This window comes from Streptomyces tamarix, from assembly GCF_032423885.1.
Lineage (GTDB): Bacteria > Actinomycetota > Actinomycetes > Streptomycetales > Streptomycetaceae > Streptomyces > Streptomyces tamarix.
Genome location: NZ_JAWCTQ010000052.1, coordinates 20,053 through 39,975, shown reverse-complemented (window position 1 = coordinate 39,975; position 19,923 = coordinate 20,053). Strand labels below are relative to the sequence as shown.

General features: G+C 76.2%; 6 protein-coding genes. 4 read left to right on the top strand and 2 right to left on the bottom strand.

The features are described 5' to 3' along the window. The first annotated feature begins 144 nt into the window (after nt 1-144). The 4 genes from RND61_RS28515 to RND61_RS28500 all read left to right on the top strand — a co-directional run bounded on the left by RND61_RS28515 (nt 145) and on the right by RND61_RS28500 (nt 16,610). A complete protein-coding gene (locus RND61_RS28515) occupies nt 145-6,465 on the top strand; it encodes a non-ribosomal peptide synthetase (RefSeq protein WP_315881021.1) in 6,321 nt (2,106 codons plus the stop codon). Nucleotides 6,466-6,671: 206 nt separating this feature from the next. Next, nucleotides 6,672-13,991 (top strand): non-ribosomal peptide synthetase, encoded by a 7,320-nt coding sequence (locus RND61_RS28510; RefSeq protein ID WP_315881020.1) that lies wholly within the window; start codon nt 6,672-6,674, stop codon nt 13,989-13,991. After that, the gene (locus RND61_RS28505; protein ID WP_315881019.1) at nt 13,988-15,313 is read left to right on the top strand and encodes a cytochrome P450; all 1,326 of its coding nucleotides are present in this window, start codon (nt 13,988-13,990) and stop codon (nt 15,311-15,313) included. The genes RND61_RS28510 and RND61_RS28505 overlap by 4 nt, the downstream gene beginning before the upstream one ends. A 40-nt stretch (nt 15,314-15,353) precedes the next feature. Continuing rightward, a complete protein-coding gene (locus RND61_RS28500) occupies nt 15,354-16,610 on the top strand; it encodes an MFS transporter (RefSeq protein WP_315881018.1) in 1,257 nt (418 codons plus the stop codon). A gap of 57 nt (nt 16,611-16,667) precedes the next feature. Here the strand turns inward: RND61_RS28500 and RND61_RS28495 are convergent, their stop codons facing one another. Further along, nucleotides 16,668-19,577: a helix-turn-helix transcriptional regulator gene (locus RND61_RS28495; RefSeq protein ID WP_315881017.1), complete on the bottom strand. Its 2,910-nt coding sequence runs from the start codon at nt 19,575-19,577 to the stop codon at nt 16,668-16,670. 96 nt (nt 19,578-19,673) lie between these two features. Then, entirely contained in the window at nt 19,674-19,919 is a 246-nt protein-coding gene (locus tag RND61_RS28490; protein ID WP_315881016.1) for a hypothetical protein, read from the bottom strand. Nucleotides 19,920-19,923 lie beyond the last annotated feature (4 nt).

The window sequence follows — 19,923 nt, the reverse complement described above, 5'->3', positions numbered from 1 at the left end:
GTCCGGGCGGCGGCGCGGGGCGCGTGCCGGCGGGGCGGGCCGCGCGGATCGGGGGGCTTCTGCGCGTGCGGCTGCGTCTTCTTCCCTACTGGGCCCGTGCCGCAGCCGGGAGGGTGGAGGAAAACCACCGCTTGGAGGCCCGCAGTGAAGGTTGGCGCAGCTGTTCGCACCGTATCGTCCGCACAGCGGAGGCTGTGGTTCCTGGACCAGCTCACCCGAGGTTCCGCCGACTCCCTGCTCCCCCTGGCGCTCCGGATCCGCGGCGCCCTCGACGTACCCGCCCTGGAACGGGCGCTGGCGGGCGTCGTGGCCCGCCACGAGGTGCTGCGGACCCGGTTCGCCACCGTGGACGGGGAGCCCGTCCCGCAGGTCGACCCGCCCAGCGGCCTCACCGTCGAACGGGTCGAGGCGGGCGGCGCCGACGAGCTGTTCGCCACGGAACTGACCCGTCCGCTCGATCTGGCGGAGGAGCCGCCGCTGCGGGCCGTGCTCGCCCGGACCGGCCCGGACGAGCACGTGCTGCTGGTCGTGGTCCACCACATCGCGGTGGACGGCTGGTCCTGGGACGTCCTGCTGCGCGAGCTGTCCGCCGGGTACCGGGGCGAGGAGGTGGCGCCGCCGCCGCTGCAGTACGCGGACTTCGCGCGGATCCGGTCGGAGCGGCTGGACGGGCCGCGCACGGAGCGCCTGCTGGGGTACTGGCGCGAGCGGCTGGCCGGGACCGCCCCGCTGGAGCTGCCCACGGACCGCCCCCGCCCCCGCTTCTGGGACGGTGCGGGCGACGTGGTCCGCTTCGACCTGCCGGCCGACCTGGTGGCCGGGGCGGACCGGCTGGCGCGCGCCCGGCGGGCGACGCGGTACATGGTGCTGCTCGCCGCGTACCAGGCGCTGCTGGGGCGGTACTCCGGCCGGTCGGACATCGCCGTGTGCACCACCCTCGCCGACCGGGGCGACCCCCGGGTGGCGGACGTGATCGGGCCGTTCGTCAACACGATCGTGCTGCGCACCGACCTGGCCGGCGACCCGTCGTTCGCGGCGCTGCTGGACCGGGTCCGCGCGGGGGCGCTGCGGGACTTCTCGCACGCCGAGGCGCCGTTCGACCGGGTCGTGCAGGCCGTGGGCGGGGCGCGCGACCTGTCGCGCCACCCGCTGGCCCAGGCGTCGTTCACGCTGCTCAACACGCAGCGCCCGCCCGTGCTGGACGGGCTGGAGGTGGAGCTGGTGGCCCCGCCGCTGCGGGGCACGCCGCTGGACGTCTTCCTGGACCTGGGGGCACGGCCGGACGGGACGGTCGCGGCGCGGCTCCAGTACTCCACGGCCCTGTTCGACGCCGGGACGATGCACCGCTTCCGCGACGGCTACACGGAGCTGCTGCGCGCCGTGGTGGCGGCGCCGGACGCACCGCTGAGCGGGGCGCTGGACCGGTTGGAGCCGTTGACCGGCCCCGGGCGGGCGGCCCCCGCGGGCCCCGCCCCCGAGCGGTCCGCGGCGGCGGAGCCCGCGGTCGCGGTGGCGGCCGGGCGGGCGGCACCGGCCGACGCGGCGCCGTTCGCGGTGGCGGGTGACGCCGGGGCGGTGGCCCTGGTGTGCGGGGACGAAACGGTCCGGTACGGCGAACTGGACGCCCTCACGGGCGGGATGGCCGCCGCGCTCGCCGAGGACGGGGTGCGGCCCGGCGACCGCGTCGGGGTGCTGGTGCGGCGCGGCACCGGGGCGGTCGTCGCGATGGCCGGGATCTGGCGGGCGGGCGGGGTGTACGTACCGCTCGATCCCCGACTGCCCGAGGAGCGACTGCGGTTCATGGTGGCCGAGGCCGGGGTGCGGTGCGTCGTGGGCGACGCGTCGACCGCCGGGACGGCGGCCACGCTGGGCGTGCCGGTGCGGCCCGTGGAGTCCGTGCGGCCCGCCGCCGGCGCGCCGCGCCACGTCCCGGACCCCCGGGAGCTGGCGTACGTGATCTTCACCTCGGGTTCCACGGGCCGGCCCAAGGCCGTGGGCGTCGAGCACCGGGCGCTGTCCGCGCACGTGGCCGCCGCCCGCGAGGCGTTCGGCGTCACCGCCGGCGACCGGGTGCTGGCCTTCTCGTCCTTCTCCTTCGACGCCTCCCTCGACCAGCTCCTGCCCGCCCTGTCCCGGGGCGCGGCGGTGGTGATCCGCCCCGACGAGCAGTGGCACCCGGCGCGGCTCGTCGAGGAGGTCCGCCGGCACGGGATCACCGTGGTCAACCTGCCGCCCACCTACTGGGCGGAGCTGGCGCGGTCGCTCACCGGGGACGCGGCAGCCGCCCTGGCGTCGCTGCGGCTGCTGATCCTCGGCGGCGAGGCCGTTCCGCCCGGCCCGCTCGCCGCGTGGCGGGCCCGCGTCCCGCACGCGCGGGTGTGCAACGCGTACGGGCCGACGGAGACGACCGTCACGGCCACCGCGTACGACGTGCCGCCCGGCGCGAAGGACCCGGACCGGGTTCCGATCGGCAGGCCCCTCGGGGCGCGCCGGGCTTACGTGGTGGACGCCCGGGGCGGGCTCGCGGCCGTCGGCGAGACGGGCGAGCTCCTCGTGGGCGGGCCCGAACTGGCGCGCGGCTACCTGGGGCGGCCCGCGCTGACCGCGGAGCGGTTCGTACCGGATCCGTACGGCGGCGCGGGCGGGCGGCTCTACCGGACCGGTGACCTGGTGCGGCTGCGCCCGGACGGGGAGCTGGAGTTCCTGGGGCGCGTCGACGACCAGGTGAAGGTGCGGGGCTTCCGGGTGGAGCTGGGCGAGGTCGAGGCCGTGCTGCGGGAGTGCCCGGGGGTGGCGGCGGCCGCCGCGGCGGCCCGGCCCGACGCGAGCGGTGCCCTGGGCCTGGTCGGCTACGTGGTGGCGGGCCCGGAGGGCGGGGTCGGGACGGCGGCGCTGCGGGCGTGGTGCGCCGACCGGCTGCCGCACTACGCGGTGCCGTCGGACTTCGCGGTGCTGGACGCGCTGCCGGTGAACGCCTCCGGCAAGCTCGACCGGTCGGCCCTGCCCGCCGTGGAGACGGACCGCTCGGCGGGCGGCACGGCCTACGCGGCGCCGCGCGACACGACCGAGCGGGTGGTCGCGGAGATCTGGGCCGAGGTGCTGGGCGTGGAGCGCGTCGGCATCGACGACGGGTTCTTCGACCTGGGCGGGCACTCGCTGCTCGCGACGATGGCGGTGTCCCGGATCGCGGAGCGACTGGGCCGCGAGGTGGAGCTGCGCACGCTGTTCGAGAACCCCCGGATACGGGAGTTCGGCCCGCTGGTCGGCGCGGCGCGGCGGGCGTCCGCGGGCGGCGGGGTGGTGCCGGTGGACCGGTCGGGGCCGCTGCCGATGTCGTTCGCGCAGGAACGCATGTGGTTCCTGGACCGGATGTCGGAGCGGGGCGAGGAGTACGTGCTGTGGTACTCCTGGCGGGTGCGCGGCGGGCTCGACCGCACGGCCTGGCAGGGCGCCCTCGACGACGTGGTGGCGCGGCACGAGGTGCTGCGGACGGCCCTGGTCGAGGTGGACGGGCGGCCCGCGCAGCGGGTGCGCGGCACGGTGGCGGTGCCGCTGGAGTGGCACGCGGTCGCGGCCGACGACGACGGTGCCGGGCTGCCGGAGCTGGTGCGGGAGCGTGCCGCGGCCTTCGCGACCCGCCGGTTCGACCTCGCCGCGCCGCCGCTGCTGCGCTCGGCCGTGTGGGAGTTGGCACCCGGCGACCACGTCGCGGTCATCGCCTTCCACCACGCGGCCACGGACGGCTGGTCCAAGGACGTCCTGGTCGGGGAGTTGACCGCCTGCTACACGGCCCGTCTCGCCGGGCAGCGGGCGCGGCTGCCGGAACTCGCGCTCCAGTACGGCGACTTCGCGGTGTGGCAGCGCGACGCCGCGGAGGGCGGCGCGCTGGACGGGCGGCTGGAGTACTGGGAGTCGGCGCTGTCCGGGCTGGCCCCGCTGGAGCTGCCGACGGACCGGCCCCGGCCCGCCGTCTGGTCGGGGCGGGGGGCGGCGGTCGAGGTGGATCTGGCGCCGTCCCTGGCGGCGGGGCTGGACGAGCTGGCCCGCCGGCACGGGGTGACCCGGTTCGTGGTGCTGCTGGCCGTGGTGCAGATCGTGCTGTCCCGCTGGTCGGGGCAGCACGACGTGGCGGTGGGCACGCCGGTGGCGGGGCGCTGCCAGCTCGAACTGGAGCGGCTGGTCGGGCTGTTCGTCAACACGGTGGTGCTCAGGGGCGACCTGTCGGGCGACCCGGACTTCGGGGAGTTCCTCGGCCGGGTCCGCGAGACCGTGCTGGGCGCGTTCGACCACCAGGACGTGCCGTTCGAGCGGCTGGTGGAGCGGCTGCGGCCGGAGCGCGACACGTCCCGCAACCCGCTGTTCCAGGTGATGTTCGACGTGCAGGAGAGCCCGGTCGGCGGGCCGCGCGCCGAGGGCCTGGAGGTGGAGCCGTTCGCGCTGCCGTGGCGGTCGGCGAAGTTCGACCTGACGGCGACGTTCCTGCTGTACCCCGACCGGTTCGCGCTGAACGTCGAGTACGCGACGGACCTCTTCGACGCGGCGACGGTCACCCGTTTCGCCGGGCACGTGGGACGCGTGCTGGAGTCGGTGCTCGCCGATCCGGACCGGCCGGTGGGGCGGCTGGAGATGCTGTCCGACGAGGAGTACGTGGAGCTGGTCGGCCCCGTGGACCCAGCCTCCGGGACGGTGGCGCGGGTGGCGCCGTACGCGGTGGCGGGCGCGCCGGAGGCGGTCGCCCTGGTGTGCGGGGAGGAGAGCCTGACGTACGGCGGGCTGGACTCCCTGGCCGGCGGCCTGGCGGGGGCGCTCGCCGCGGCCGGGGCCGGACCGGAGACGGCGGTGGGCGTGTGCCTGGGCCGGGGGCTGTGGTCCGTCGTCGCCATGGCCGCGATCTGGCGGGCGGGCGGGGTGTACGTACCGCTCGATCCCCGACTGCCCGAGGAGCGCCTGCGGTACATGGTCGACCGCGCCGGGGTGCGGTACGTCGTCACCGACGGCGCCACGGCCCCGCTGGCCGCCGGGCTGGGCGCGCCGGTCCTGGCCGTGGAGTCGGTCCGCCCGGACCCGGACGGGCCGCGGCACGTGCCCTCGCCCCGCGAACTGGCGTGCGTCATCTTCACCTCGGGGTCCACGGGCCGGCCCAAGGCGGTCGGGGTCGAGCACCACGCCCTGGCGGCGCACGCGCTGGCCGCGCGGGAGCGGTTCGGGATCACCGCCGGGGACCGGGTGATGAACTTCGCGTCGTTCTCCTTCGACGCGTCGCTGGAGCAGGTCCTGCCCGCCCTGGGCGCCGGAGCGGCGGTGGTGATCCGCCCGGACGAGGTGTGGACGGTGGAGGAGCTGGCCGAGCGGGTCCGCGCCGAACGGGTCACCGTGATGGAGGTGACGCCGTCGTACTGGGAGGAGATCGCCGCCCGGCTCGACGCGGTCGCCGACGACCTGAAGGGGCTGCGGCTGGTCGTGACGGGCGGGGAGACGCTGCCGTCGGCGCCGCTGGCCCGGTGGTTCGCGCACCTGCCGCACGTGCCGATCCAGAACACGTACGGTCCGACCGAGTCGGTCATCTCCGCGACGTCCCGGCTGGTCACCGGACCGGTCGAGGGGCGCGTGCCGATCGGCACGGCCTGGGGGGCCCGCCGCACGTACGTGGTGGACCAGCGGGGCGAGCTGGCGCCGGTGGGCGTGCCGGGCGAACTCCTCGTCGGCGGGCCCGAGCTGGCGCGCGGCTACCTCGGTCAGCCCGCGCTCACCGCGGAGCGGTTCGTACCGGACCCCTTCGGGGGCACGGGCGGCCGACTCTACCGGACCGGCGACATCGTGCGGCGCCTGCCGGACGGGGAGCTGGACTTCCTCGGCCGGACCGACCACCAGGTGAAGATCCGGGGCTTCCGCATCGAGCTGGGCGAGGTCGAGGCGGTGCTCGAAGCGCACCCCGGGGTGCACGCCGCCGCCGTCCTCGTCCGCGAACTGCGCGGCGACCGGGCCCTCGTCGGGTACGCGGCCGGGGACGGCCTGGACGCCGGGAGGCTCGCCGAGTGGTGCCGCGCCCAGTTGCCCGGCTACATGGTGCCGGCCGCGTTCGTCCTGCTGGACGCGTTGCCGCGCACGGTGCAGGGCAAGCTCGACACCGCCGCCCTGCCCGACCCCGAGCCGCCCGCGACGGCCGGGGCGGTGGCCCCGCGCACACCGACCGAGGTGGTGACGGCCCAGGTCTGGGCCGAGGTGCTGGGCCTCTCCCGGATCGGGGTGCACGACGACTTCTTCGCGCTGGGCGGGCACTCGCTGCGCGCCGTCGCCGTGGCGTCCCGGTTGCGGGCGGCGTTCGACTGCCCGGTCCAGGTGCGCGACCTGTTCGAGCACCCGACGATCGAGCGGCTGGCCGTCGAGGTGGAACGGCGGCTCGTCGAGCAGATCTCGGCGATGAGCGAGGACGAGATCGACCTGTCGCTGACGGCGGACCTCTGACGTCCCTCCCCGGTGGCGGCCCACCCGCCGCCGGGGTGCCGGGCCCGGCGGCGGCCCCGCCCCGCCGCGCGCCGCGCGGGTTCGCCCCGCCGGGCACCGCGCCCTCCCCGCGCACCGCGCCCCCGGGCGCCGAGCGCTCCCGCACGCGCCCCGGGCGCTGCCCCCTGATCGCTGACCACTGACTCTCCGATGGGACGGAACCCCTCATGACCACCGTGCAGACCGAACCCGCCACCGCGCCCGCCGCCGGCCTGTCCCCCGCCGCGCGCCGCCTGCTGGAGCGCCGGCTCCGTGGCCGCGCCGGTGCCGCGCCGGCCGGGATCCCCCGCCTCGACCCGCGCCCGGAGCGCGTCCCGCTGTCGGCGGCGCAGCAGCGCCTGTACTTCCTGCACCGGCTCGACCCGGACGGCGTCGAGTACCTGATGCCCACGGCCTGGCGGTTCACCGGCCCGCTGGACACGGCCGCGCTCGACGGGGCCGTCCGCGACCTGGTCGGACGCCACGAGCAGCTGCGGGTCGTCTTCACCGAGGAGGAGGGCGTCCCCGCGCAGCGCGTCCTCGGCGCGGAGCCCGCCGGCCTGGACGTGGTGGAGCTGCCCGCGCGGGTACGGGACGGGGGCGCCGACGCGCTCGCCGCCGCCGTCCGGGACGTGGCGGCGCACCCCTTCGACCTCGCCTCCGAGCCCGGCTTCCGGGCCGTGCTGCTGAAGGTCGCGGACGACGACCACGTCCTGGTGCTCGCCCTGCACCACATCGTGGCGGACGGCTGGTCCCTCGACGTCCTGCTGCGCGACCTCGCCGCGTTCTACCGGGCCAGGACCGAGGGCACGGACGCCGGCCTGCCCGCCCTGCCCATCGACTACACGGACTACGCGGTGTGGCAGCGCGGCACCGACCACGGCGCCGACCTCGCCTACTGGCGGACCGCGCTCGCCGGGCTGACCCCGCTGGAGCTGCCCACCGACCACCCCCGGCCCGCCGAGCGGTCCTACGCCGGGGCCCTGCACTCCGTGGAGCTCCCCGAGGAGCTGACGGCCCGGCTGCGCGCGCTCGGCGAACGCACCGACACGACCCCGTACATGACGCTGATGTCGGCGTTCCAGGCGACGCTGGCGTTCCACAGCGGGCAGGACGACATCGCGATCGGCACCGTCGTGGCCAACCGGGAGCGGCCGGAGACGGAACAACTGGCCGGGTTCTTCGTGAACACCCTGGTGGTGCGCACCGACCTGTCGGGCGACCCGACCTCCGACGAGCTGCTGGGCCGCACGCGGGAGAGCGTGCTGGGGGCGCTGTCGCACCAGGGCCTGCCCTTCGAGAAGGTCGTGGACGAGCTGAGCCCCGAGCGGGACCTGGGCCGCAACCCGCTGTTCCAGGTGCTGTTCACGCACACCCGGGCCCCGTCCGGCGCGTTCCGGCTGGGGGACGTCCCGGGTGCGGCGTTCCCGATCGACCTGACCACCGCGAAGTTCGACCTGACCCTGGACGTCCTGGAGGGCGACGGCCGGATCACCCTGCGGTTCGTGTACCGCCCCGACCTGTTCACCGAGGAGTCGGTGTCCCGGTTCGCGGCGCACACCGTGGCGGTCCTGCGGGCCTTCGTCCGGGTGCCCAGCGTGCCGCTCAGCGAGATGGCGCTGCTCACGGACGAGGAGATCGGCGAGCTGCTGGGCCCGGACGGGCCCGCGAACCGGCCCGCGCTGCCGGAGCCGGGCGTACGGGACGCCGCCGCGCCGCGCACCGCCCTGGAGCGGTTCGCCGAGCACGTGCGCCGCTCCCCCGGCGCGGTCGCCGTCTCGGGGGGCGGGCGCAGCCTGACGTACGCGGAACTGGACGCCGCGTCGCGGGCGCTGGCCCGGCGGCTGCGGGAGGCGGGCGCGGGGCCCGAGCAACTGGTCGGGGTCTGCGCCGGGCGCGGTCCCGGCCTGGCCGTGGCGCTGCTCGGCGTGTGGCGGGCGGGGGCGGCGTACCTGCCGCTGGACCCGTCGCACCCGCGGGCGCGGCGGGAGTTCACCGTCACCGACGCGGGCGTGTCCCTGGTGGTCGCGGACGGCGCGGGGCGGGCGGCCGCGGAGGGCCTGCCGGTGGAGGTGGTGGCGCTGGAGGACGCCGTGGCGGCCGGAGAGGTCGAAGAGACCGGGAAGGCCGGGAAGGCCGGGGAGGGCGCCGGGGCAGAGGCCGTGCCGGGCGCGGACCGCCTCGCGTACGTCATCTACACCTCCGGCTCGACGGGCCTGCCCAAGGGCGTGGAGCTCACCCACGGCAACCTCGCCTGGTTGCTGGACGCCGCCGACCGGCACTTCTCCTTCGGCGCGGACGACGTGTGGACGCTGGTGCACTCCCCCGCTTTCGACTTCTCCGTCTGGGAGCTGTGGGGGCCGCTGACGTCCGGCGGGCGGGTGGTGGTGCTCACCGACGACGAGGTCCGCGACCCGGCGGCGGTGCTGCGGGTGCTGCGCGAGGAGCGGGTGACGGTGCTGAACCAGACGCCCGCCGCGTTCAAGGGGCTGCGGGCCCACATGGCGCAGTGCGGCGCGGCCTTCGGCGACCTCGCGCTGCGCACGGTGGTCTTCGGCGGTGACGCCTTCGACGCGCGTGACTACCGCGACTGGTTCGCCGTCCCGGAGGACGAGCGGCCCGCGCTGGTCAACATGTACGGCATCACCGAGACGACCGTGCACGTCACGTACCGGCTGATCACCGAGGCGGACACCGGGTCGCCGGTCACGTCGCCGATCGGGCGTCCGCTGGCCGGGCAGCACGGCTACGTGCTCGACCGGTTCCGGCGGCTGGTGCCTCGCGGCACGGTCGGCGAGCTGTACGTGGCCGGCGGCGGGGTGGCACGCGGCTACCGCAACCGCCCGGAGCTGTCCGCCGAACGCTTCCCCGCCGACCCGTTCGGCCCCGGCGGGACCCGCATGTACCGCACGGGCGACCTGGTGCGGGTGCTGCCCGACGGGCAGCTCGCGTACGTGGGACGGGCCGACCACCAGGTGAAGGTGCGGGGCTTCCGCATCGAGCCGGGCGAGATCGAGACGGCCCTGCGCGCCCTGCCCGGCGTGGCGGACGCCGCCGTGGTGGCCCGCCCCGACCCGCAGGGCGGCGCCCGGCTCGTCGCCCACGTGGTCCTGACCGAGGGCCGGCCGCTGGACGCCCCCGACCTGCGGGACCGGCTGCGCCTGACCCTGCCGTCGTACATGGTGCCCGCGCTGTTCGTGAAGCACGACCGGCTGCCGCTCACCGCGAACGGCAAGGTCGACCGGGCCGCGCTGCGGGCGGTGGCGGGGGACGCGGCCGCCGCGCCCGCGGGCCACGTGCCGCCGCGGGGCGGTACGGAGGAGGCGCTCGCCCGGGTCTGGGCGGAGGTGCTGGGCGTGGAGCGGGTCGGCCGTACGGCGAACTTCTTCGACCTGGGCGGCGACTCGATCCTGGCGCTGCGGGTGATCGGCCTGGCCCGGTCGGCCGGGCTGGCGCTGACCGTGCCGGACCTGTTCCGGGCGCCCACGCTGGGCGACCTGGCGCAGCGGGCGACCGCGGCCGACGGGGCGGCGCCCCCGGCGGTGGAGCCGTTCTCGCAGCTCGACCCGGCGGACCGGGCCCGGCTCCCGGAGGGGCTGGAGGACGCGTACCCGCTGACGATGCTCCAGGCGGGCATGCTGCACGAGATGCTCGCCGACGAACGGCGCGGCGCGTACCACAACGTGACCGACCTGAAGGTCACGATGCCGGAGGGGTTCGACCCGGCGGCGTTCCAGGCCGCGGTGGACGCGGTGGTGCGCGAGCACGGCATCCTGCGGACCTCCGTCGACCTCGTGTCGTACTCCGAGCCGCTGCAGTTGGTGCACCGCGAGGCGGCGCTCCCGGTCGGCTGCACGGACCTGCGGGGCCTGTCCCGCGAGGAGCAGCGCGCGACCCTGCGGCGGTACGTGGACGAGGAGTTCGGCCGGCGGTTCGACCTGGCGGCGGCGCCGCTGGTACGGATCCACCTGCACCGCCTCACCGACCACGAACTGCGGCTGACCCTGACGGACTGCCACGTCGTCCTGGACGGCTGGAGCCTCACGTCCCTCATCGCCGACCTGCTCGACCTGCACCGCCGGGCGGTGGCGCACGGCCGCGCGCCGGAGCTGCCCGCCGCGCCCCGGTTCGCCGAGTACGTGGCGCTGGAGCGGGCGGCGGCGCGGGACGAGGAGAGCCTGGAGTACTGGCGTACGGCGCTGGACGCGCTGGACCCGGTCCGGTTCACGCGGCGCGGCGCGGAGCCCGCCGAGGGCGGGGGCGCGCAGAGCGTGTACGAGACGAAGCGCTCGTACGCGAGGCTCGCCGGGCCCGTCGGGCGGCTCGCCCGGCAGGCGGGGGTGCCCCGGCGCACCGTCCTCCTGACCGCCTTCCACCACCTGATGGGCCTGTTCGCCGAGCGGGACGGCACGGACGGGCACGCGATCGGCCTGGTCACCAACGGCCGGCCGGAGCTGCCCGGCGCGGACCGCATGCGCGGGCTGTTCCTCAACACCGTGCCGTTCGGGGTGCGGCGCCCGCGGGGCAGCTGGCTGGAGTACGTGCGGGCGGTGTTCGCGGCGGAGCAGGAGATGCTGCCGCACCGCAGGGTGCCGCTGGTGCGGCTGGGGCGGATGCGGCCGGGTGAGCCGAGCCCCGTGCAGGCGGTCTTCAACTTCGTCAACTTCCACCGGCTGTCCGGCGACACGTGGGACGAGTCGGCGGAGATCGCCCGGACCATGTTCCCGCTGCTGGTCAACGCGAGCGTGGACGGCTTCCAGCTCGACGCGGACCCGCAGTACGTCTCCCCGGCGACCGCGGACCAGCTCGCGGACCTGCTGTGCGGGGTGCTGGAGACCATGGTGGCCGCGCCCGACGCCCCCGTGTCGCGGCCCGCGCTGCGCGGTGCGGCGCGCGAGCGGGCGCTGGGCGAGTGGGCGCGCGGCCCCGCCCTGCCCGGGGAGGGGCTGATGTTCCACGAGTGCGTGGCGGGGCACGCGGCGCGGACACCGGACGCGGTCGCCGTCGCGCACGGCGGGCAGGAGGTGACGTACGCCGAACTGGACGGCGCGGCCGGGCGACTGGCGGCGCGGCTGCGGGCGCTCGGGGTGGGCCCGGAGACGGTGGTCGGCATCTGCGTGGACCGCGGTCCGGACATGCTGCGGGCGGTGCTGGGCGTCCTCAAGGCGGGCGGGGCCTTCCTGCCGCTGGACCCGCAGCACCCCACCGAGCGGCTCGGCTTCACGGCGCGGGACAGCGGCATGCGGGTGCTGCTCACCCAGTCGCCGCTCCTGGGCGCGGTGCCGTTCGACGGCCCGGTGCTGCGCCTGGACGACCCGGCGACGTGGGCGGCGCCCGCGGCCCGGGCGCAGGCCCCGGCACCGGCGCTGCGCCCCGACAACACGGCGTACGTCATCTACACGTCCGGCTCGACGGGCACCCCCAAGGGCGCGGCGGTCCCGCACCAGGGGCTGACCAACATGCTGGAGGGCCAGCGCGACCTGGTGGACCCGACGCCGGCCGACCGGGTGCTGCAGTTCGCCTCGTTCAGCTTCGACGCGTCGATCCTGGAGATGACCTGGGCCCTGGCGAACGGCGGGCGCCTGTGCACCGCCCCGAAGGAGGCGCTGCGGCCCGGCCCCGACCTGGCGGCGACGCTGCGGGAGCACGGGATCACCGGCACGATGCTGCCGCCGAGCGCGCTGGCGGTGCTCGGCGAGGACCGCTTCCCCGCCCTGGAGGTGCTCCAGGTCGCCGGTGAGGCGTGCCCGGCCGAGCTGGCCAGGACGTGGTCGCGCGGCCGGCGGTTCCACAACGTGTACGGGCTGACCGAGACCTCGTCGTGGTCGGTCGCCGCCCGCCTCACCCCCGACTGCCGGCGCGCGCCCGTCGGCCGGCCGATCCGCAACACCCAGATCTACGTCCTGGACGACGACTTCCAGCCGGTGCCGGTCGGGGTGCCCGGCGAGATCCACCTGGGCGGGCACGCCGTCGGCCGGGGCTACCTCAACCGCCCGGAGCTGACGGCGGCGACGTTCGTCCCCGACCCGTACGGCGCCCCCGGCGACCGGCTGTGCCGCACCGGTGACATCGGCGTCCAGCGGCCGGACGGCAGCGTGGAGTGGCTGGGCCGGCGGGACGGCCAGGTCAAGCTGCGCGGGTTCCGGATCGAGCTGGGCGAGGTGGAGCACGCCCTGCGGGAGCTGCCCGAGGTGCGGCAGGCGGTGGTCCTGCTCCGCCGCGACCTGCCGGGCGGCGAGCCGGCCCTGGTCGCCTACGTGGTGCCCCGCGAGGGCACCGGGGCGGGCGAGGAGGAGCTGCGGCGGGGGCTGCGGGCGCGGATGCCCGCGTACATGGTGCCGTCGTTCTTCGTCGTCCTCGACTCCCTGCCGGTCAACACCAGCGGCAAGATCGACAAGCGGGCGCTCCCGCTGCCGCCCGCCGGACGGGGGCGGGGCGGCGCCCCGTACGCCGCCCCCCGCACCCCCGCCGAGCTGGTGCTCGCCGAGGTGTGGCGCGGGGTCCTCGGCGTCGACGAGGTCGGGGTGCACGACGACTTCTTCCGGCTGGGCGGCAGCTCCCTGTCGACCGTCCGCGTGGCGGCGCAGGCGGCGGCCCGCGGGCTGCGGGTGACCGTGCGGGACCTCATCGAGGCGCCGACGATCGCCCAACTGGCGTCCCGCGCCGGGGCGGCGGCCACGGCGGAGGTCCGGTCGGAGGTGCGGCTGCGCGACGGGGAGGGCGCGCCCCTGTGGTGCGTGCACCCGACGGGCGGCAGCGCCGCGTGGTACGTGCCGCTCGCCCGCGAACTGCCGCCGGGGCGGCCCGTGCGGGCGTTCCAGGCGCGCGGCCTGCTGGGCGGGGTGGACCCGACGACGGTGGCCGGGATCGCCGCCAACTACGTCGCCGAGATCACCGCGCACGGCGGGCGGGGCCCGCACGACCTGCTGGGCTGGTCCATGGGCGCCAACCTGGCCCTGGAGATGGCGACGCAGTTGCACGAGGCCGGGCACACGGTGGAGCCGCTGGTGCTGATCGAGCCGTACCTGCCCAACCCGGTGGCGGCCGAGCGGCTCGCCGGCGTGGGCCGCGACATGGTGGCGGCGCTGGGCATGCGCGACCGGATCCGCGCGCTCGCGCCGTCCCCGGAGCGGGAGGCCGCCGTCGCGGAGCTGACGGCGCTGCTGCTGGGCGCGGGGATGAGCCCGAGCGAGGCGGAGCTGGTGGAGAACGCGCCGATCGAGGTGTGGCACTCGCTGCTGGTCGCGCTGGCCGGCTACCGGGTGCGCCCGTACCCGGGCCACGTCCACCTGGTCGTGGGCAGCACGGCGGCCGGGCTGCCCGAGGACGAGCCGATGCCCGGCCTGGACGTCGGATACCGGACCTACGTCGCGCGGTGGCGCGAACTCGCCCTGGGCGGAGTGACCGTCCACGTCACGGAGGGAGATCACATGTCGATGATGTCCGAGCGGCTGATGCCCGCCACCGCCGCGGTACTGGCGAAGATCGGGACGGGGGTCGTCCGATGACCACGACCACCACGGCACCGGCCACGACGCCGACTCCGACGACGGCCGCCGCCACCGCCGTGACGACCCCCGCGGTGTCGGGCCCCGCCGGAACGCGGGTGCCGGGCTTCACCGAGCGCTACCTGCTCTCCCCGGCGGTGAACGCCGACCCGTACGGCTACCTCAACGCGCTGCGCGACCACGACCCCGTGTACTGGAGCGCGATGCACCGGGCGTGGCTGGTCACCGGCCACGAGCACCTGACGCACTGCCTGCGCGACCCCGCCGTCTCGGCGGACCGGGTGCGCCCGCTGATGGACGCCGTGCCGGAGGGCGCCCGCGACGACGCGGAGCGGGCGTTCGGGATCCTGTCCCGCTGGATGGTGTTCAACGACCCGCCGGAGCACCGGCGCCTGCGCCAGGTGTTCCAGGACCAGTTCGCCGCCCGGGCGGTCAACCGGTACCGGGGGCTCGTCGAGCGCGCCACGCGGGCGATGGCCGGCCGGCGGGCCGCGCCCGGCCGGGTCGGGGACCTGGTCGCGGACCTCGCCCGGCCGCTGCCGGCCCTGGTGTTCGCCCGTTGGCTGGGTGTGCCGCAGGCACAGGCCCCGTCCTTCTGGTACTGGAACGCCCGGGTCGGCGACCTGGTCCTGGGCGCCGCCCAGGAGGAACGCGAGTACCGCACGTCCCTCCAGTCGCTGGTCAACCTGGAGGACTACCTCGCCGACCTGGTGCGGCAGCGCCGGGCGGAGCCGAAGGACGACCTGATCAGCGCCGTGCTGGCGGGCGGGCGCATCGGGACGTCCGTCAGCGAGGAGGAGTTCGTCGGGATGCTGACGCAGATGGCGTTCGCCGGCGGCGAGACGACGAGCAACCTCATCGCGAACACGCTGCTGGCGCTGCTGAGCCGGCCCGACCAGCTCGCGGCGGTCCGCGAGGACCCGGCGGCGCTCGTGCCGGCGGCGGTGGAGGAGACGATGCGCTTCGACGGGCCGTCGAAGATGTCGATCCGCATCGCGGCGGACGACCTCGACCTCGACGGCCGGGCGGTACGGGCCGGGGACCGGCTGTTCCTGGTCACGGCCGCCGCCAACCGGGACCCGGACCGCTTCCCCGACCCGGACCGGTTCGACGTCCGGCGCGGCGGCGGCGGGCCGATGCACCTGGGCTTCGGGTTCGGCGCGCACTTCTGCATCGGCGCGGCGCTCGCCCGGATGGTCGCCGTGAGCGCGGTCGACGTGCTCGTACGGGAACGCCCCGGCCTGGAGCTGGTCGACGAGCCCCTGTCCTGGCAGCCGTCGCTGCTCAACCGCGCGCTGACGGCCCTGCCCGTCCGCTACTGACCACCCGCCGCCCGAGCGGCGGCGCGACGAAGGGTTCGACATGGCGAACACTCTGACGAGCGCGGGGGCCCGGCTGTGGTCCCCGGCCCGGCAGCGGTCGTTCCGGCTGCTCTGGGCGGGTCAGTCCCTGTCCCTGCTCGGTGACGGCTTCAGCTACATCGCGTTCTCGTGGATCACCCTGAGCCTCACCGGTTCGACGCTGAGCCTCGGCTACGTGCTGGCGTTCCAGGCGGTGCCGCGCGCGGTGCTGACGCTGGTCGGCGGGTCGCTGAGCGACATGTGGTCGAGCCGGAGGCTGATGGCGTTCTCCAGCTGGGCGCGGGCCGTCCTGATGGTGACGGTGGGGATCCTGGGACTGGCAGGCACGCTGACGGTGTGGATGCTGTGCGTGGCCGCCGCGCTGTTCGGCGCGGTGGACGCGTTCTTCCAGCCGGCCAGGGCGTCCATCCTGCCGACGGTGGTCGGGAAGGAGGCGCTGGCGCCCGCCAACGCCCTGCTGGGAGCGGGCGCCAAGGTGTCGGCCGTACTCGGCCCCGCCGTGGGCGGCCTGGTGGTGGCGGTGGCGGACGCCCCGGTCGCGTTCCTCGTGGACGGCGTGTGCTTCGCGCTGTGCGGGCTGTGCGTGGCGAGCATCAGGACGCTGCCCGCGGCCCCGGGGGGCGGGGGGCCCGCGGCGGGGACGGCCGCTCCCGCCGTCCCGCTGGCGGCCCGCATCAGGGAGGGGCTGCGCTACGCCTGGGAGGACCCCCGCATCCGTACCGTGCTGGTCGTCGACATGGCGGTGACGTTCTGCCACTCCGGACCGTTCACGGTGGGCTTCGCGTCGCTCGCCAAGATCGACCTGGCGGGCGGTTCGACGACGCTGGGGCTCCTCAACGGGGCCCTGGCGGGCGGGGCCGTGCTGGGCGCCCTGGCCGGCGGGATGGTGGGCGGCCGGCCGCGGGTCGGGCTGCTGATCGCGGCCCTGGCCGGCTGGCTCGCCCTGGGCATGGGCCTGCTCGGAACGGTCGGGAACACGGCGGCGGCGCTCGGCACGGTCCTGATGATGGGGTTCGGCATCGGCTTCCAGGGCGTGTTCGGCGCCAGTTGGATCCAGCGGAACATCGACGGCTCGGTGCTGAGTCGGGTGATCTCCGTGGACATGGTCCTCGGCTACGCCGTCGCCCCCCTGTCGTTGGTCGTCTGCGGGGCGCTGGCCCGGTCCGGTACGGGGCCGATGTTCGCGCTGGCGGCGGTGGTCCTGACCGTGACGGCGCTGGGGGTGCTCACCTCGCGGACGGTGCGGGAGATGCGCTGACGGCGCCGCGGCCGGGCGGCCCGTACGAGCCCCGCGGGGGCCGTGCGGGCCGCCCGGTCAGGACGCGAAGGAGACGGAGAACTCGCACAGCGCCGCCCGGTTGGTCCGGCCGGTCTTCGTGCCCAGGCTGGCGATGTGCTTCTCGACCGTGCGGGGCGAGATGTACAGGCGGTCCGCGATCTCCTTGTTGCCCAGCCGCTCCGGGAGCAGTTGGAACACCTCGTACTCGCGGACCGTGACGCCGAGGGCGCGCAGCTCCTCGGGGATGCGGCTGCTGCCGGTGCGGTGCTGGTGGACGGGGGCGCCCAGGCGGCGCAGGGCGGCGCGGCAGGCGTTGGTGACGGCGGGGACGGAGGTCTGGTGGAAGTGGTGCTCGGCGCGGCGGAGCCAGGCGACGGGTTCGCCCCAGCCGTTGGCGTGGGCCTCCTCGGACAGCAGCCGCAGCGCGAGGTGGAGGGCGGTCGGGTACGGCTCCGCGGCGCGCAGCGCCTCGGCGGCGGCCTCGCCGGCCTCGGCGGGCCGACCCTCCCGGCCGAGCAGCACGGCGTCGGCGAACAGCACGAACTGCCGGTTCCACCGCATGCGGCCGGGGGCGGTCGCGGCGATCTCCTCCTGGTCGGGCCGCCCGGCGTCCCCGGACAGCACGTCGAGGAGGACGCCGACGCCGTACCGGCCGCTCAGGTAGTACGTGCTGGGGTTGGCGTGCTCCAGCTCGGCCACCTCGCGCAGCGCCCGCACGGCGCCGGGGCGGTCCTCCTCCATGAGGGCGCAGAAGGCCCGGGCGAGCCCGAGGGTCAGCGGCTCCTCCTGCGAGCCGGCGCCCTCCCACTCGGCGAACGCGACCAGCGCCCGCTCCATGGCGGGCCGGTCGCCCCGGTGGGCGGCCAGGGTGGCCTGGGCCATCAGCACGTACCGGCTGGCCGGGGCGAGGCGGAGCCGCTGGACGACGGCGAGGCACTCGTCGCCGGCGCGCCGGGCGGTGTCGAAGTCGCCGCGCAGGACGGCGTCGAGGACGAGGATGCCGTCGATCGTGTGGACGATGGTGGCCGAGCCGACCCGCAGCGCCTCCTCGCGGGCGGCGAGGAGGGGGCCCGTACTGCCGTCGGTGAGCCAGTTGTTGCCGCCGATCCGGGTGAGCGCGTACATCCTCTGGAGCGGCAGGCGGTGCTGCTCGGCGGTGAGCAGGGCGGCCTCCAGCAGGGCGGTCGACTCGTCGAAGTCCCGCTCCCGGGCGAGGGTGGCGAGCAGTTCCCACGCCTGGCAGACGGCGGAGGGCAGCGCGTGGCGTTCGGCGGCCTGGAGGGCGGAGCGGGCCAGTTTCTCCGCCTTCTGGGTGCAGTCGGGGCCGGGGGTGTCGAGGGCCAGGTAGGCGGCGGCGACGTCGACGAGGGCGGTGACCCGCTCGTCGGGGCTGCGCCGCAGCAGCGCGCGGGCGTGGGTGATGGCGCGGTTGCCGTCCTCCCAGCGGCCGGCGGTGTGGGCGACCTTGGCGAGGCGGGTGTGCAGGGCGGCGAGGCGGTGGACGGTCAGGTCGGTCCCGGCGAGGGCGTTCAGCTCGCGGGCGAGACTGAAGGCCCGGTCGAAGTCGCCGGTCTCGGCGAGCGCCGGCAGCAGCGTCTCCAGCACCTCGGCGCGGCGGGTGGCGTCACCGCTGTCGGCCAGCAGCCGCTCGGCGCGGGACAGCAGGGTGACGGCGGAGCTGATCGCGCCGGCCGTCAGGGCGCGCCGGCCGGCCTCCCCGAAGAGGCGCCCGGCCTCGGTGACGTCGCCCTCCTCACAGCGCAGCCCGGCGGCCAACTGGCACCAGTCGCCCTCCAGCTCCGGGTGGAGCGCCTGCACCGCAGTGGCCGCCCGGCCCGCGAGTTCCGCGCGCCGGCCCGGGGTGAGCTGGGTGAACAGCGCCTCGACGGTGAGCGGGTGGCGGAAGGCGTACCAGTCGGGGGCGGGTTCGTCGGGGACGACGAGCCGGGAGGCGACCCCGGCGTGGAGGTGGCTGAGGAGCTCCCGGTCGTCGACGCCGGTCACGTCCTGGAGCACGGTGAGGGGGAAGCGGCGGCCGATCACGGCGGCCGCGGAGAACAGGTTCCTCCCCTGGGGGCCGAGCCGGTCGATCCGCTGGAGGAGGCCCTTGGCCAGGGAGGTGGAGACGTCGCCGCGGAGGTCGCCCACCACTTTCCAGCCGTCGTCCCCGTTGACCAGGGACCCGCTGGTGATCATGGACTGGAGCCGTTCCTCGACGAGGAGGGGGCTGCCCGCGCTGTCCTCCCACAGCCGCTCCAGGGCGGCCTCCGGGACCCGTCCGACGTCGGTGCCGAGCTGGGAGGCGGCGAGGGCGGACACCTCGGCGCGGGTGAGGGAGGCCAGGTCGAGGACGGTGCCCACGCGCCGCCAGCGGGCCGACTCGGCCAGGTCGAGGGCGTCGCAGGGCTCGGTGCGGATGGTGGCCAGCAGGACGACGGGGGCCTGGTCGAGGTTGTCCACCAGGTACTCGACCACGGCCAGCGTCTCGGGGTCCGCGTCGTGCAGGTCCTCCAGGAGGAGCAGGGTGCCGCGGTCCCTGCCGGTGGCGATGAGCAGGCGGAGCACCGCCTCCCCGAGGACGATCATGGAGCTGCCGGCCTGGACCTCGCCTCCCCAGTCGGGGATGAGCCGCCCGAGGACCGGCCGGTAGGGCCCCAGCGGCAGGTCGTCCAGGGGTTCGCCGCCGCGGAACAGCGACATCAGGGCCTCGGTGAGCGGCCGGAACGGGACGGCGGGGCCGGTGGTGGTGCTCCGGCCCCGCAGGACGCGCATCCCGTTGTCGACGGCCATGCCGACCGCTTCGGCGGCGAGCCGGGTCTTGCCGATGCCCGCCTCGCCGACCAGGAACACGCCCCGCCCGCGCTGTGCGCACGCGTCGCCCAACGTACGCGCGAGTTCCCGTAATTGGGAGTCACGCCCGACGATGTGCGGAACATGTGAACGCATGAACGCATGCTAGTGCTCACCACTGCGAACCGGTCAACGGGTACGGAAGCCGCCCGATCCCCGCCGCACCGTCCCGGCGGCGGGGCGGCGCCCGGGTCAGCCGTGCACGTTGGGCAGGGAGACGCTCGTGTCGAAGGAGCTGAGCGTGATGACGATGCCGCTGGTGAGGACCATGCCGGACAGGGCGCGGGCGCGGGCGCAGGCCCGGTTGCGGCCGGAGAGGGCGAGGCCGCCGGCGGGGTCGGCGGCGGGAGCGGCGGCGGTCTGCTCGGTGGCGGTGGTCTCCTCGGCGGCGGACGGGGCGGAGGCGGCGGACGGGGCGGTGGCGGGGGTCTTCCGCATGGCG